Source organism: Dorea phocaeensis (genome assembly GCF_900240315.1).
GTDB classification, from domain to species: Bacteria; Bacillota; Clostridia; order Lachnospirales; family Lachnospiraceae; genus Dorea_B; species Dorea_B phocaeensis.
This window is the reverse complement of sequence record NZ_OEPZ01000005.1, coordinates 44079-59236: the sequence shown is the minus strand read 5'-3', so window position 1 is coordinate 59236 and position 15158 is coordinate 44079. Positions and strand designations below refer to the sequence as shown.

Sequence of the window (15158 nt, the reverse complement as noted above, 5' to 3'; positions counted from 1 at the left end):
AAATTGAACAGTAAAATGAACATTGTTCAATATGAATAAAAATGAAAAGAAGAGAGGAGAAAAAATGCAGGCAATTGCAGAAACTTTATTTGACATTGTTTATCTCATCAGTGTCGTTACCATTGGAATATTGATGATCAAAGGATGTAAAGGAAATGTCCAGTATAAACTATTTGGAATTATGGCGGTAACACTTGGTCTTGGGGATGCATTTCATTTGGTCCCGAGAGCAATCGCACTTTGCACGACAGGCCTGGCAGATTATACTGCCCCCCTGGGGATCGGGAAGCTGATTACCTCGGTGACTATGACCGTATTTTACATTCTGCTTTATTATGTATGGCGGCTTCGCTACCACGTAGAAGGGAAAAGAAATTTAACGGTTACAGTCTACGTGCTTTCACTCATCCGAGTGATCCTCTGTATGTTCCCGCAAAATAAATGGACAAGTGCAAACGCGCCGCTTTCATGGGGGATTTACAGAAATATCCCATTTGCGCTGCTGGGCCTTTTGGTCATTCTGTTATTTTATAAAAGCGCAAAAGAAAACCACGATCGTTCTTTCCGATTTATGTGGCTGACCATTGTGCTAAGCTTTGGTTTTTATATTCCGGTCGTCCTTTGGGCAGACACCATTCCAATGATCGGAATGCTGATGATTCCAAAAACATGCGCGTATGTATGGACGGTCGTGATCGGCTATCAGGATATGAGAAAGCAGGAACGTAATGAATAAAGCAGTGACATCCAAAGAGGAAATATTGGAAGTAAGCCGAAGCATTGCAGCAAGCAAAGGCATTACCGCTGTAAATATGCGGACTGTTGCATCAGAGTGCGGGATTGCTCTCGGTTCTTTATATAATTATTTCACTTCCAAGGCAGAGCTTTTGTCCGCAACGGTAGAAGCCGTGTGGGCAGATATTTTCCCAATCGATAAAATATCCAAAGACTGTGAAAATATAATAGAATATTTGAAAGTTCTTTTGGAAAGCGCAGAAGAAAGCAAACAACATTATCCACAGTTTTTTTCTATGCATGCACTAAGCTTCGCGGCGGGAGATAAACGGGAAGGACGCAAGGTCATGGAAGAATACTTCCAGAAAATGAAGCATCAGATGCTGATTTTTTTGGAAAACGACAAGAAAACACGCGCCCAGATATTTACAGAACAGTTGTCTGAAAAAGTATATGTAGATTACACTTTCACACTGTTTTTATCAATCTTGTTTGACGAGAGAGCAGACAGAGGAGCATTTCTAGAGTTTGTAAAAAATTATTTGTATTAAAAATATATCTCAAAAAACATTTTTTGAAATAGAAAGAGGAAACTACATGAAGGTAAAAAAACATCATCTTTGTATTATAGTTTTTTCCATCAGCTGCAGTTGTTCGGAATTTCCGAACAACTGCGGCTTCCTCTAACTCGCCTTCTTCAAAGATATGTTTAATATGCTCACTGATATTAGATTTACTGGTTTGGTAAAGCTCACATAATTGTGCCTGTGTAAGCCAAACAGTCTCATCTTGAAATTTAACATCAATTTTCGTCTGCCCATCTTCATTTTGATAGATGAGGATTTCGTTCTCTACCATATGTAAGCTGTCTCCGAATCTCTTCATTTTTTCACCATCCTATCATTCCAAACCATTTATTGATATTTTCTCAAAATTTCATTTCATATTACGATTTAATAACATTTACTTTCTCTTTTAAGGTTTCAGAAAACAGTTCCTATTTCATGTCTCACTAAGATAAAAACACGATAAAAATACCTATGAAGTATCTCTAGTTCCTTTTTATTAAGAATTACGACTTCATATACTGTCATGATATCTTTAACTGCTACATTTTCCCTCTAACTGTATTTTCTAACAGGAATATTAGAATGAACAATATGTATATCTTCCATTTGATTCATCCACAATAATTCTTTGATTCCTAATTCAAATATATCACTCTCTTCTTTAATGTAAGGATTAATGACAATTCGTTTTACACTACTTTTCCTAAATTTGTAATCTACATAGGGTATCAATATATTACCACGTTTAAATTGCCCTTTTTCTACAATATCACTGAGACATTCCTTTCGTACTTCTGGAATCCTTAATACAATTCTGTATTCATTTTCACATTCAAAATATTCATTTTTAAAAAAGCATCTCATATTATTTACCGCCTCTTTAAAGGCAAATAATATATAACCTTGGCATTTTTTAATATCATCCTTTGCTTTATTTCTTATCTTCGTTTTTATAGATAACAAGTCCTCTATGAATTGCAATGCCATTTTCTAATTCATCACTGCTGTTTACTTCTGAACTATTGCTACCATCAAATATATTCCATGGATGATTGAATACTATGTTGACTCCTTCTCTAGATTGGGCATAATAATTCCACATACTAAGCACATCAATATCTGTTGAATCATTCAAAAATCGAACATCACTAAACCTTAAACACTCCTTATTTAAAATTGCTTTAAGCGTATCTACCGTACAATAGTGACATATTCCAGTCGCTTTGTTCGCAAAACCATCTGGCGCGTACATTTCTATGATAGTCTGTTCTTTATACGGAGTATTTAAAAATGACTCATCGCTATCCCCATACATTCCGCAATAATATTACTTAACATACAATCCCCTTTCTAATACATAATACCTTAATTATTTATACCATGCTCAAAAATTTCAACACAGCTCATATAGCGGCTTCTTTCTCTGGCGAATACCTCGGCTATCTGGAATTTCCCGATTTCGACAGGTTATAATTTGCCCGCTCAATAATCTCACATTTCTGCTTCACCTGTGCGATATACAAGTTACTGACTTTCAATCCCCTTTGCTTCAGAACATACTCCTTGATTTCCTCATAAGTTGCTTCTCTCCGCCACCGTCAAATCTAGTTCATCCATCTCTAATTCCACATCGATATGTTTATCCGTTTTAAGTTTGGAAAGCAAAACAACCGTCTCCACATATGACGCATTTTCCCTCAAATCTTCCAACACATGTCCACCTACCGGAAACGTGTATTTTATCGCCTTTATCGGATTTTTATCTTCCTTCCATGTTTCCTTCGGATGTAACTGTACTTCTGATATAAGGCTCTCTATTACTTTCCTCTGTTCTTCTGGATTCATTTTATCAAATAGTCTGTCAAAATCCAACAACATTTTATAAACGCTCTCTTGCGTAATGTATTTCTGTTCTGCCGCCACTCTACGTTGCTCACAATCAGCAATACGTTCCTCAATCGCACAAATTTCTTCATAAATTTTGTCTAGCCGTTTATTCATGTCTCTACGTTTGCGTTCTGCACTTTTATCTTCCTCCAAAACATTATCAATATCCTGTTCCAATCGGCTTTTACTCCGTTCTAAAGAAACAATCCTTTTCTGAAAATTTCGGATTTCTTCATCAATATCTGAAACATCTATTTTCTTCCCTACCTTGCTTTGAATGTCCTGAATAAATTTAGGATTCTGAACAAGAAGTTTTGTGTATGCAATCACTTCGCCTTCTATCCATTCACCAAGTATCGCATTTTTCTTACATTGCCCATACTTCGCCTTTGCATAATGTCCACATTGATATTTTAATCTCTGTTTACGCTCGCCATCCTTATTGGTCCATTGTACAATATCTGCGTACATGGAAGAACCGCACATTGGGCATTTTAAAATACCGGATAATAAATGCTTTGTACTTCTCCCGATTGTAGGCTTTCCTTTAGAACTTTTCGCATTCAACCGCACTTGTGCCTTTTCAAAGATTTCCTCGTTTACAATCGGTTTATGAGAAATCTCTTCACTCATAATATAATTCTCTGAACGGACACGCCGATATTCATTCTCTGTTCCACTTAACCGCTCCATTTTCGTCCTACCAAATGCCACATGTCCGGTATAAACCGGATTAGAAAGCATACGTTTAATATGATGTACATTCCAATCAATAAATGTTCTGCCATGTGAATTTTTTGCTGGGAATTTCGGTATGCCCTGACGATTCAAATACCCGGCAATAGTAGAATATCCCATGCCTTCCTCTACAAATTTCCGGAAAACAAGCGTAACAATCTGTGCTTCTTCTTCCTTCACTTCCAATCGTCCATTCTTCAACTCATAACCATAGGGTGCGAATCCACCATTCCACCCTCCCTGCTTTGCTTTTTCTTCTCTTCCAAGCATACTTTGTGCCAAAATGTTTTCTCGTTCCATCTCTGCAACTGCACCAAGAATTGTAATCATCATTCTTCCCATAGATGTAGACGAATCCAAGCCATCTTCTTTACAAATGAGATTCACTCCATAACGCTGAATGTGTGTCAATGAATTTAAAATATCTTTTGCATTTCTCCCAAAACGTGACAGTTTAAATACAACTACATAATCAATTACTTTTTCGCCGGATTCAATATCCGTAAGCATTTTCTGGAATACTTCACGTCCAGATACTGATTTTCCACTTTTCCCCGGTTCTATGTACACGTCCTCTACTGTCATACCTTCAAATTCAGCCCACTCTTTCAAAAATCGTTTCTGTCCTTCAAGACTATACCCCTGCACCTGTCTTTCTGAACTTACACGAATATAAATCACACACTTCTTTCCTCTTCTGCTACTATACAATTCATCCATTATGATACCTCCATTTCCGGCGCATATTTCTGAACTATATCCGCCATTATTCTGACAAACATTTCATAATTTTCCTGTTGTGCCTGTTTCTCAACTCTCTCCTTATGGGCAGATGGAAACTGCAATCTTGTAACAAAAGATTCCTTCAATGGAACGATAAACGGAATTTTATTCTTTTGATATTTGCAAAAAACAATCATTTCTTTTGTAATTTTTGAAACTCTCTTTAATTTTCTGATATACAACATTTACATACTCCTCGTTTTAATCCTTGTCTCAATTGGATTTTACACCGTAAACCAACAATAGTCCTTTCTTCCCTTGACCACTCCAAATGATACAGAATATCCTCTGTCAAGTTCGGACAAAGTCCGTGCATTTTAAACTTGATAGAGGATATTTTCCGTATCATATAATTTATCCACCGGAAGAATTATATTTCATTTATTATTCACATCTTATTTTCTAGTTCTTGTTTTAAAAATGGCTTAATTTCATTTAGTATGATTGCCGAAACCTTTCGTCTTTGCCCCTCAGTCATATTCTCTTTGTTTCTCATATTAAACATTTTTAATAAGAACTCATAATCATTAATTCCATTATATCCATTGTATTTAGTATCCCTAAATGCGCCATCTTTATACAATGAAAGTAATATTTTTCTTGAAAAATATTTTGGAGACAACTCAATAAATTCCCCATCTTCTACTGCATGTAGTAATTTGAATCTGTCAACATATTTCTTTGCCACTTCATCCAAATCATTTCTTCCAAACTTTTTGATACAGGTACTTCCAATCGGATGTAACCGATTTCCATTTTCCTTATTTCTGATTGTAAACAGATATTTAATATTTTCCTTTCCGCATACACAATCCGTTTGCGCCTTCTTATCCTCTTCACATCTTTCAACCTCCCACTCGTCTTTCGCAACTTCCCACTCTGTACTTTTAGACATCCCGATTACTCTTTCCTTTAAATTTTCTAAATTGTTCATTAGTTTTTCTCCTTTCTTTTAAACAACAAAAAAGCGGTAAACCTAAACCCAGTTATAAAACTGAACCTAAATTCACCGCTTGTCACTTTCGTGCAATCACTAATCTCTTAGTTAGACGCTGTTTCCATTCCAAATCAGATTGTCAGTCTGAATCAGTCTCAAAAAGCAATGCTTTTTATCGGATTCCTCACAGATACTATTCTGTTCTCAGGTGGACTTATAACGATGGAACTCGTCTGCACACCCCTCGGCAATCTTGTCGTGATTTATTATTTAATTTTCTATGAGGATAACACGAATATTTGTTCTGTGCAAGTGTTTTTTCAAAATTCACAAAAATTCTGAAAATCTCTAAATTATTTTACCAACTATTCAAAAGAGACTGTCTGCTTTTTCTACGAACAGTCTCCCCTCCATACTTTGCCCTTATTTCTTCAATAGGTATTTCTCTACCATGATTTTTTCGATATGGTGCATTATGCCAAGTCCACGCTTTCTTTTTCACCGCCCATTTGAATCCCAGTTCTTTTAAACGTTCTTTATATCCGTAGGCTTCAAAACACCATATCCAATTTCCAATAATCTCAATCTCTATATTAAAATTGATGATTTGCTTTAAAACATTTTTGAAATTTTCATTTTCTTCTGTTGTATATTGTTTATTTTCCACATCTTCATTTTTCAGAAGTTCGGAAAATAGCATGTCATATTCCTTGTTAATCTCTTGTGTAATTTCCAAACTGCCACCCTCATTATCAGGATGATACCTTTTCAATAAGATTCGATATGTTTTTCTCAACTCTGCAATTGAATAAATGTTCTGAAACCACTCCACGGTTTATTTTCCCTTTCTATGAAACTGTTCTACTGTATTTTTCTTCCATCCACATTCTCTGTTCGCAATATTCTTTTATAATATAAATTGCTAAATCACGAGAGGATTCCACATTTTCTTCATATTCCCATGATTTCCAGTACAGAGTAGCATAACTATCCATTTTTCCATTTTCTGTATTAAATTCTGGCGGATAGGACACAAGGGAATATACCTGATTTGCAACTTCATACATCGTCTGTGGAACATCCTCTGTCATAACACACACTACTGCGCTCATAATCAAATAAATAGACGCTCTTATCTGACGATAAGTATATTCTCTTGACAATTTTCGAGTCTCCATTTCGATTGTTTCTACAAGTTCTTCTACATACTGATATGTGCCGGAAACGGTACATCCATATCTCGTAATCTCCATTGGTACACTCCGCCAAGAATCCTGCGTAAACAATTCTGTCATTGCTTTATAAGACAATGGTAATTTTTCTCTTGTGCCTTTCACAAACTGCATTTTCAATCCGTCTGTAATTGAATATCTTAATCGAAGTTCTTTCACATCCTTTCGCCCTGCAATCTGATACAACCCCTCTTTGAACGCTTCTGTCACTTCCGAAAATAATGCTCTTCCCCCTGTCTGCTCTTCGAACGCCCTTTGTGCCATATATTGCGCTGCTTTTTTGCTTATGCTTGTTTTGACACCCATGCCTGTCAGAAAAATAGTATTTAATCTACTGATAGCAGAAGATTTCGATTCTGTCAGAATACGGACATAATCCTCTTCCTTTAATTCATTTGTGGCTGTAATCATTGCCATTCGCCCTAGAAATTGTGGATTGATACCATAAGAAATCAAATCTTCTTTTTCTGCATACTGAAAAATATCATTTTGTGGTATCTCTTTTGGTTTCGCACAGAATCCAATTTCTTTTCCTGCTCTCATGCGCTTTTTGATGATTTCATCCAAACCGTCAAACGCACCAAGACAAATAAACAGGACTTTTTCCGTATTCATCCGATACACATTCTGACCGTCTGTGTGTTCAACGTCTGTTCCCTCAATCATTTTTAAGAAATTACTCCAAGCCGAAAAACTTCCTGTTCGTGCAGAATCAACAAGCATTTTATCTATCTCATCCAATACAACAATGGAATATTCCGCTTTCACTCTTTTTTCTCCTGCCGATTGTAAAATATCTTTCACTATGGATGTAACTTCTCTGCCTTTCCACCCTGCCCCTGTAAATACAGAAGAATCTTCTATTACAAGATTCAGGTCAAGTAATTTTGCCAAAGACTGAATTGCAAATGTTTTTCCTGTTCCGCTTTTTCCCAGCACAAGCATATTGAGTTTTACTCCGTCTATGGAATATCCAAGTTTCTCTTCTGCGTCCTTGTTCAGACTATGCATCCAGACAGACGTACATAAATCTTTCAAGTATCTGTCCTGTCCGATAACATTTTCTTTTAATTTCTCTACAAGTGTTTCCGGTGTCCATTTCTGTTGTTCCATAAGATTATCTCCTTTGTCATGATACCTTTTTGTTTCTATGTGGTGGATTTCCTCTTACTTTTCCCTAAAAATGCAAAAAGAGATACCCAGTCACATATAAACTGAATATCCCTTTTATTTATTATTATTTTATAATTTGATTTGTGTGATATTATACAAAAGTAGTATATCTCTTTTTTAATCTACTTCTATTCCTTCTGTGTCGACACCATCAAGAATAAACATTGGTTCATCTTCTTTGATTTTTGTAATATATTGGTCATCTGCCACACCTGTTCCTTGTGTAAGACCTTGATAAGTATCTTGATATATTGTGTATGACCGTGAAGGTGTAGATTCATGAAAAATGGTACCTGTATCCTGCCCCTCTATCTTTACAAGTATAGGGGTATTTCCTGTATCATCAGTTTTTAAGGACAAGATATATGAATCTGTTTCTGGTGAATCATCCATAGTTTTAACTTTTTTGAGTACTTCTTCATCTGATAACCCAGTGAAGTCTCCCATTTCCACCTTTGCGTCAAGCACATAATATCTTGTTACTTTACCGTCATCATAATAATCAACATACCAAACACGACTGTCTTTTGCAGGCTCTCTAGTTACATACCAAATTTTGTGTGTTTTTAATGCCTCTGATATCGTTTCTTGCTTAGTTGCCTCTTGTTCATTTGGCACATCAGACTCACTATTGTTTCCACAAGCAGATATAGCCAAAACCGTCATACATACCGCCAAAATACTTACAATTTTTTTCTTCATTTTATACATCCTTCCTTTTATATATATTTATTTTAAAGGATCACCTGTAATCCTTTATTCACTACCTATCCAAATGTGCTCCCGAAAAAGTTTTAAAAAATAAAACTTTTTTATTTTTTCCCATCATCATATTCTAATTTCTCTACTTGATAACCTTTTACTTTGTCAAAATCTGATTCCAGAACTGCCGGAAACCATGATATAACAAATTCTTTCGTCTCTCCATCAGAAAGCTCTGATATATCTGCTCGAAGTTTGGGTACCATACCACCGTTTTCTACTGGCTGTTGTTCTAAATCTACCAACAGAAAAATCAAGTCTATTTCCATCCAATCCTCTTCTGTATGGTTTGTCAATGTTCCCGTTATCCGCCTACTCGTTCCTAATCATTTTATATTTTCTACTTTTCCTATATGTATTTTGATTTTAAGAAATATTATCTGTATTTACTCATCTTCAAATTCTTCCCAATACCAAATCTTATCAATCCGATAATCTACTAACCCTTCATAATCTGATTCCAAAATCCCCGGATATTTCTCTGTCTCAAATTGTACAGTTTCTCCCGGCGGTATATAAGAAATTGTCGCTTTTAATGCAAATGTTTTATTGTAGGACTGTATCTTTTTTGTTTCTCCATTCTCATCAACTGCACTTACCAAAATCTCAACGGATGTCCACTCCTTTTCAGTTTTATTTGTGAGCGTTCCCTTTACTTTCCACTCTGTTCCGAATGCCGGATTGAATGTTTTATCAACATGAGCATCTATCGAATAGTCCTTCTCCGTCAATATGATTTCTTTTCCCCCGTCCATCGCCTGCCCGATTTCAGCCATCTTATCTTCCTGTCCAGTTATTCCATAATATACTCCTCTTATCCAAACAGGAAAAGACATCGACATAAGAGTAATTGCATCGCCGATTGGAGTAATTGAAATTATCAGGCACAAAATACCAATGAGAAAACCGCCTTTTCCTCTTTTTGAAAGTCCGCGATTCCTCTTCATGGTTTTCCACCCAAGCATAATTGCAAACCCTGCCAAAAATAGTGCCGGAATATCAGGCAAAGAAAGCACCATAGAGAACCCCTCTGATTCTATCATTCTTTTCCAATCCTCAGGTTTCGTAAATAAATTGGCAATCCCCATAACTCTGCCTAGTGCCAAAAGAGAAGCAATTAAGGAAATCTCCGCAGGATGACTTCTAATCCAACAGAAAAATTTTCTATCCTTTATATCGCTTTGTTTTTGATTCTCATTCATTTTTTCTCCCCCGTTTATGTTTGTACTATTTGCCACATTGAATTTCCTTTTTTATATACCAAAATATCAATGTAACATTAAGTACCCATTCGAAATTATACTCAATATATTAAGCATAGTCAATATGTTGAATGTAATAAACTATATGTATCTTTTAAAGAAAGGATCTTTTTTATGATTTCATATGCTCCTTTTTATGATACTTTGTTTAAACAAGGACGAACAGAATATGACTTGATTTACCATCATGGAATATCCAGTCACACTCTGTACCGCATGAAACAAGGAAAACCTATTACAACATCAACACTCGATACTCTTTGTTTTATCTTGGATTGTAATGTTTCAGATATTCTCACTTACATTCCTGACGTAGCAGAATAAAAGCCTATCAGAATCATTCTTTGTTTCGATAGGTTTCTTTCTTTTCTAGGAAGAATTTTACAATATCTTGTTTTTGTTTCCCTTGTTTCGCAAACTCTAGCGTCCATTCCAATAACATTTGCGTAATATCTTCTGCATTTTTAATTGGAATTTCTTCCAGTGTTTCTGCTATCCCCCATAAACGACTAAATTGAATAGCTGTTTTTATTGTTTCTTCTGTATACATATATGTTTTCACCTCCTGCTTTTTCATTCGGCACCGACAGGCGCTTTGATTCTGAATGCTTTTCAGCATTCAGAATCAAAAAACATTGGAGGGAACAAGGTGACCGATATAAGGGGGACTGTCGGCTATGCCGACCACAACGAAGTTGTGCCAGTCCCCCTTATGCCCTTTTCCCCTTTCTGACCGTAGCGTAAGCGGAGGGAGACAGGGGAAGTTTTTGCCTCATTTATGAATATAAATGGGCACGAAAATAAGTTGATTTTTAAATGCAATTTTTGTAGCAAGTTGCAGCAACTTGCGTAAGTACTCTGTAATGCCTCATAAATAGCGGATTTTTTCAAAGGATTTTGTGCATAGTTTTTCTATTCCGTGGCACTACTGCGTAAGCAGAAATTTAATAAAAAAATAAGGGCTACACCATCCTTTAAACTATGATGTAACCCTTATCTGACACCTCTATGCAAGCGCCCCAAAATATCGTAGTGCTTCTTTTATATATTCCTTTTTCTGTGGTGGACAGTATTTTATATCTGGATTTTCTTTCTTTGATTTCCGATAGTTTTCACCCATTTCTAAACCACACAATCGTTTTACTTCTGCAATATACCGACTGTGTACATTTACACCGTATTTATCCTTCACATACTTCTTGATATTAGAATACGACGCCTTCCCTTTGGGTGTATAATTACTTTCTTCCTCCGGCTCCATGATAACTTCGATTTTTGGTGTATCTTTTTTGAGGGATAATTGAACAACCGTCTCCACATGCACCGTATGCGGGAACTGATCTACCGCCCTGACTCTCTCAAGCTCATACCCATTCCCTCGCAAGAACTTCACATCCCTAGCCAGCGTCGCGGAGTCACAGCTTACATACACAATCCGCTCCGGCTGCATATCCACCATCGTCTGAAGAAGTGTCTCTTCACAGCCTTTTCTCGGCGGATCCACCACGATCACATCGGCATGCGCCGTCTCGCCGCCATGCTCTTTCGCATAATCTTCGTAATACTGAGGCAGCACCTCTTCTGCCTTCCCAACGAAAAACTCTGCATTTTCAATTTCATTTATCTTCGCATTGTTTCTGGCATCATCAATCGCCTGCGGCACAATTTCCACACCATATACTTTTCCCGCTTTCTGCGCAAGGAAAAGAGAAATCGTTCCAATTCCACAATATAGATCCCACACTACCTTATCACTTGGATTACCACAAGAAACGTCATTTAATCCCGAATACTCTAACGCCAGTTTATATAATTTTTCTGTCTGTACCGGATTTACCTGGAAGAACGACAACGGAGAAATCTGATATTTTACATTTCCAATATAGTCTGTAATGTACATCTGCCCCCATAGCGGTTTGATCACATTTCCCATAATCACATTTGTTTTTTCTTTATTGATACTTAACGTAACACTGGTCATTCCTTCGATCTTGGCCAAACGCTTTGCCAACACTTCACCATGCGGCAGACCTCCCCCATTTATCACAAGGCAGACCATGATTTCTTTTGTTGTAAATCCATACCGGATCAGCACATGACGCACAAGTCCTTGATGCTTCCCTTCGTCATATGCGCTGATATGATATTCCTTCATAAAATCTAGAATCAACTTCAAAATCTGCTCATTAATCTCCACACCAAGCGCACAGTTTGTATTAGAAATAATGGAATGCGTTCTGCCCGCATAAAAGCCAGTTACAATATTGCCATCCTTATCTATCCCAATTGGAAACTGAGCTTTATTTCGATAATGATAAGGGCCTCCAAGACCTTCCGTCTCATCCATTCCGACGATCGGCTCCATGATCCGATCAAGAAGCTGCTCTGGAACCTCCCCGATCCGCATAAGATTTCCTCTTACCTTTTGATTCTTAAATTCCAGCTGACGATCATACTTCATCTCTTGAATCTGACAGCCACCGCACTTTCTTGCCACTTGGCACACCGGTTTTTCTACGCGGTATTCTGACGGCGTAAGAATATTCATAAGCCTTGCATATCCATAATTCTTTTTCGCCTTCATAACCTTCGCTTCCACTACGTCACCGATGATTGCATCCTTGATAAAAAGCGTATATCCGTTAACCTTTCCGATGCCCTCACCGCCAACGCCGACATCCTCTATTACTACCTTCACAATATCATTCTTCTGCATATCTATACTACCTTTCTCGATTTGGGACAGGGTAAATTGCAATTTGGGACGGAGTTTTTTTCAAAAAACTCCGTCCCAAATTTACAATTTAGTTTTCCGTAAGTTGGATTCAAACAACCGGTTATATCCCAGCCACTCCGTTGTATTCTTATCTTTGAAAATTTCTGTCAATGTCTGCATTTTTGCATCTGCCGCATCCGCGAAATTAAGAGCCAGTGCCTCTGCCAATGCCGGCTTCTTCGGAGATCCATATTCTAATTCCCCGTGATGTGCGATAATACAGTGCTTCAATTCGCTTGCCAATGTCTCTGGGAATCCCGGAATCGCCCGAACTGCATCGCCAATCATCTCCACACCGATTACAATGTGCCCCAGAAGCTGTCCATCATCTGTATAATCATTCTCCGGGAAAGAAGAAAGCTCCTTCGTCTTCCCAATGTCGTGGCAAATCGCTGCCGCATAGAGAAGATCACGATTCAGAATCGGATATGCCCCCGCCATATATTCGCAGAAGCGAACCACGCTTAATGTATGCTCCAAAAGCCCGCCTGCAAAACCGTGATGCACTGTCTTTGCTGCAGAATGTGCTTTAAATCTTTTTACAAACGCCTCGTCTTCTACAAAATAATACTCTACCGCTTTCCGCAGGTACTCATTTTTAATCTGACGAATATAGCCCAGCAGTTCCTGATACATTCCATCCTGACTCTTCTCCGTCGTCGGCATATAGTCCGCAGCCACATATTCTCCTTCCTGCGCAACACGGATCTGACGAATATTCAGCTGAAGATTATTGTTGTAACTTGTAACTTCTCCATATACTTCGATAAAATCCATCTCATCATAATCTGCAATTCCACTGGAGTTCGGATCCCAAACCTTACCGTCCAATGTTCCCGTCTTATCCTGCAGGATCAGATTATCGTATGGTTTTCCATTTCTAGTCTCTGCGGAACGTTTCCCCTTACACAGGTATACATTCCTGATGGTTTCCCCTTCATGGAGCGTATTGATATATCTCATCTGTCTTCCTCTTTCTATCTGTTCTATTTTTGAATCTCTTTTTGCATTTCTTTTATTCTTTACTTCCGACTGTCACGTCAAATTCTACATCTACATAGCCGCCCGATCCCTGCCGTTTGACCTTCAGCTTAATCTTTTCTCCGCTTCTTTTCTCGAATAACTCCTGGTGGTATGCCGCAAGCGTTATCACCTTCTTACCGCCAATGCTGGTAATCACATCACCGGTCTGAACTCCCACTCCCATAGCCGGGGAATCTGCTGCCACTTCTTTGACATAGACCCCTTCAGGAATTCCCTGTTCTACTACCTGCGCCGTCACATCCACACCGGAAATGCCAAGATATGGAACACTTTGCCCGTTGGACAAAAGCTCAATAACCTTCTTTAACTCGGTAATTCCATATCCGGTCACCAGAGCCGGTTCTTCCTCTGCCAGCGTGCTCTTCGCCACAATTCCAACGACCTCACCTGCCAGATTCACCAGTACGCCGCTTCCATTTTCTGCCGCTGCAATATCTGTGCACAGGAACTGATAATTTCCATCTGCCATTCGCTGATACTTCTGCGTCGAAGCTATAGTTCCAAATCCCATTGCGGTACCGGATCCAAACGGATTTCCAAGGACAATCACCGGATCCCCCTCTGTCACAGATTTTGAACTTCCAAGCTTTGCCGTCTCTATCTGCGCCCAGGTTGCATCTGCAATAGCCGAACGCTCAACTGCGTAAATTCCCAATCCCAGATTTCCGTCCTGCTTTTTCAGTCTGGCCGGATATGCCTGACCGTCGCCGAATATCACCTGAACTTCTCCTGCTTCTTCTGCTGAGAGTTTCTCTCCCAAAATCAACAATTGCTGCCCGTTATCTGCAATAATCAGACCAGCCGCACTATGTTCCGCTTCCTCTGCCGCAGCCGTCCAGTCCTCTGTACTTTTGGCTCCGGTAATCTCCACCACCGACTTTTTGGCCTGCACGGCAATCTCCGTCAATGATTTCTGCATCTGCCGATAACTCTGCGCATCTAAAATCTGCTGCTCTGTCTCTTCTGGCTTCTCCTCTTCTTTCCCATCCTCTTCTTCCTTCTCTTCGGGGATGGTAACCTCCTGTGGATCGCTTTTAAACAGCTTGTCCATCAGGGGATGAAACGCACTAAAACTAAAGCTGGCAATGACACCAAATATCAATCCCAACCAGGACATACGCAAAACGTCTCTTTTAAGCTTTGTCTTTAAGGCTTCATCTTTAATCGTTTCTTTTAAAAATGAATACTCCTCTTCTGGATCTTTATGCGCTTCCATCGATGCATCCTTCTCCTTTTCAGTCCTTTTTATAGTATAGCGTA

Annotated in this window: 17 protein-coding genes; 3 read left to right on the top strand and 14 right to left on the bottom strand. The window is 38.3% G+C overall.

Features of this window, described 5'->3' with window-relative positions; genetic code table 11:
- Nucleotides 1-64 precede the first annotated feature (64 nt).
- Entirely contained in the window at nt 65-736 is a 672-nt protein-coding gene (locus C0979_RS10365) for a hypothetical protein (protein WP_101695913.1), read from the top strand.
- Complete coding sequence (locus C0979_RS10360) at nt 729-1286, top strand: TetR/AcrR family transcriptional regulator (RefSeq protein WP_101695912.1); 558 nt, start codon at nt 729-731, stop codon at nt 1284-1286. The genes C0979_RS10365 and C0979_RS10360 overlap by 8 nt, the downstream gene beginning before the upstream one ends.
- A 570-nt stretch (nt 1287-1856) precedes the next feature.
- Here C0979_RS10360 and C0979_RS10350 read toward each other — a convergent pair.
- The 10 genes from C0979_RS10350 to C0979_RS10295 form a co-directional block, all read right to left on the bottom strand.
- Entirely contained in the window at nt 1857-2291 is a 435-nt protein-coding gene (locus C0979_RS10350) for a hypothetical protein (RefSeq protein ID WP_145995117.1), read from the bottom strand.
- The gene (locus C0979_RS10345; RefSeq protein ID WP_101695910.1) at nt 2236-2619 is read right to left on the bottom strand and encodes a hypothetical protein; all 384 of its coding nucleotides are present in this window, start codon (nt 2617-2619) and stop codon (nt 2236-2238) included. The genes C0979_RS10350 and C0979_RS10345 overlap by 56 nt, the downstream gene beginning before the upstream one ends.
- Before the next feature lie 257 nt (nt 2620-2876).
- Complete coding sequence (locus C0979_RS12165; protein ID WP_242962689.1) at nt 2877-4649, bottom strand: recombinase family protein; 1773 nt, start codon at nt 4647-4649, stop codon at nt 2877-2879.
- Nucleotides 4649-4897, bottom strand: a complete 249-nt coding sequence (locus tag C0979_RS10325) for a hypothetical protein (RefSeq protein WP_101695909.1) — start codon at nt 4895-4897, stop codon at nt 4649-4651. The genes C0979_RS12165 and C0979_RS10325 overlap by 1 nt, the downstream gene beginning before the upstream one ends.
- Nucleotides 4898-5100: 203 nt before the next feature.
- Entirely contained in the window at nt 5101-5646 is a 546-nt protein-coding gene (locus C0979_RS10320) for a hypothetical protein (RefSeq protein ID WP_101695908.1), read from the bottom strand.
- Between the two features lie 361 nt (nt 5647-6007).
- Entirely contained in the window at nt 6008-6481 is a 474-nt protein-coding gene (locus tag C0979_RS10315) for a hypothetical protein (RefSeq protein WP_101695907.1), read from the bottom strand.
- Nucleotides 6482-6497: 16 nt separating this feature from the next.
- Entirely contained in the window at nt 6498-7994 is a 1497-nt protein-coding gene (locus C0979_RS10310) for an AAA family ATPase (RefSeq protein WP_101695906.1), read from the bottom strand.
- Nucleotides 7995-8171: 177 nt separating this feature from the next.
- Nucleotides 8172-8756 carry a hypothetical protein gene (locus C0979_RS10305; protein ID WP_101695905.1) on the bottom strand — a complete coding sequence of 195 codons (585 nt, stop codon included), beginning with the start codon at nt 8754-8756 and terminating at the stop codon, nt 8172-8174.
- Nucleotides 8757-8866: 110 nt separating this feature from the next.
- Nucleotides 8867-9124, bottom strand: a complete 258-nt coding sequence (locus C0979_RS10300; protein WP_278336534.1) for a hypothetical protein — start codon at nt 9122-9124, stop codon at nt 8867-8869.
- 78 nt (nt 9125-9202) lie between these two features.
- Entirely contained in the window at nt 9203-9859 is a 657-nt protein-coding gene (locus tag C0979_RS10295) for an FxLYD domain-containing protein (RefSeq protein WP_145995116.1), read from the bottom strand.
- A gap of 333 nt (nt 9860-10192) precedes the next feature.
- Between C0979_RS10295 and C0979_RS12400 the strand changes: the two genes are divergently transcribed.
- Entirely contained in the window at nt 10193-10402 is a 210-nt protein-coding gene (locus C0979_RS12400; RefSeq protein ID WP_101695902.1) for a helix-turn-helix domain-containing protein, read from the top strand.
- 13 nt (nt 10403-10415) lie between these two features.
- Here C0979_RS12400 and C0979_RS10285 read toward each other — a convergent pair whose 3' ends face one another.
- The 4 genes from C0979_RS10285 to C0979_RS10270 all read right to left on the bottom strand — a co-directional run bounded on the left by C0979_RS10285 (nt 10416) and on the right by C0979_RS10270 (nt 15114).
- Entirely contained in the window at nt 10416-10628 is a 213-nt protein-coding gene (locus C0979_RS10285) for a hypothetical protein (RefSeq protein ID WP_101695901.1), read from the bottom strand.
- Nucleotides 10629-11084: 456 nt separating this feature from the next.
- A complete protein-coding gene (gene rlmD, locus C0979_RS10280; RefSeq protein WP_101695900.1) occupies nt 11085-12794 on the bottom strand; it encodes a 23S rRNA (uracil(1939)-C(5))-methyltransferase RlmD in 1710 nt (569 codons plus the stop codon).
- An 81-nt stretch (nt 12795-12875) separates the two neighbouring features.
- Entirely contained in the window at nt 12876-13817 is a 942-nt protein-coding gene (locus C0979_RS10275; protein WP_101695899.1) for a 3'-5' exoribonuclease YhaM family protein, read from the bottom strand.
- Between the two features lie 52 nt (nt 13818-13869).
- Complete coding sequence (locus tag C0979_RS10270; protein WP_101695898.1) at nt 13870-15114, bottom strand: S1C family serine protease; 1245 nt, start codon at nt 15112-15114, stop codon at nt 13870-13872.
- Nucleotides 15115-15158 lie beyond the last annotated feature (44 nt).

Coding starts and splice junctions, on each gene's coding strand:
- C0979_RS10365 (WP_101695913.1), top strand. CDS start 65: ATGCAGGCAATTGCAGAAACTTTATTTGACATTGTTTATCTCATCAGT.
- C0979_RS10360 (WP_101695912.1), top strand. CDS start 729: ATGAATAAAGCAGTGACATCCAAAGAGGAAATATTGGAAGTAAGCCGA.
- C0979_RS10350 (WP_145995117.1), bottom strand. CDS start 2,291: ATGGCATTGCAATTCATAGAGGACTTGTTATCTATAAAAACGAAGATA.
- C0979_RS10345 (WP_101695910.1), bottom strand. CDS start 2,619: ATGTATGGGGATAGCGATGAGTCATTTTTAAATACTCCGTATAAAGAA.
- C0979_RS12165 (WP_242962689.1), bottom strand. CDS start 4,649: ATGGATGAATTGTATAGTAGCAGAAGAGGAAAGAAGTGTGTGATTTAT.
- C0979_RS10325 (WP_101695909.1), bottom strand. CDS start 4,897: ATGTTGTATATCAGAAAATTAAAGAGAGTTTCAAAAATTACAAAAGAA.
- C0979_RS10320 (WP_101695908.1), bottom strand. CDS start 5,646: ATGAACAATTTAGAAAATTTAAAGGAAAGAGTAATCGGGATGTCTAAA.
- C0979_RS10310 (WP_101695906.1), bottom strand. CDS start 7,994: ATGGAACAACAGAAATGGACACCGGAAACACTTGTAGAGAAATTAAAA.
- C0979_RS10305 (WP_101695905.1), bottom strand. CDS start 8,756: ATGAAGAAAAAAATTGTAAGTATTTTGGCGGTATGTATGACGGTTTTG.
- C0979_RS10295 (WP_145995116.1), bottom strand. CDS start 9,859: ATGATAGAATCAGAGGGGTTCTCTATGGTGCTTTCTTTGCCTGATATT.
- C0979_RS12400 (WP_101695902.1), top strand. CDS start 10,193: ATGATTTCATATGCTCCTTTTTATGATACTTTGTTTAAACAAGGACGA.
- C0979_RS10285 (WP_101695901.1), bottom strand. CDS start 10,628: ATGTATACAGAAGAAACAATAAAAACAGCTATTCAATTTAGTCGTTTA.
- rlmD (WP_101695900.1), bottom strand. CDS start 12,794: ATGCAGAAGAATGATATTGTGAAGGTAGTAATAGAGGATGTCGGCGTT.
- C0979_RS10275 (WP_101695899.1), bottom strand. CDS start 13,817: ATGAGATATATCAATACGCTCCATGAAGGGGAAACCATCAGGAATGTA.
- C0979_RS10270 (WP_101695898.1), bottom strand. CDS start 15,114: ATGGAAGCGCATAAAGATCCAGAAGAGGAGTATTCATTTTTAAAAGAA.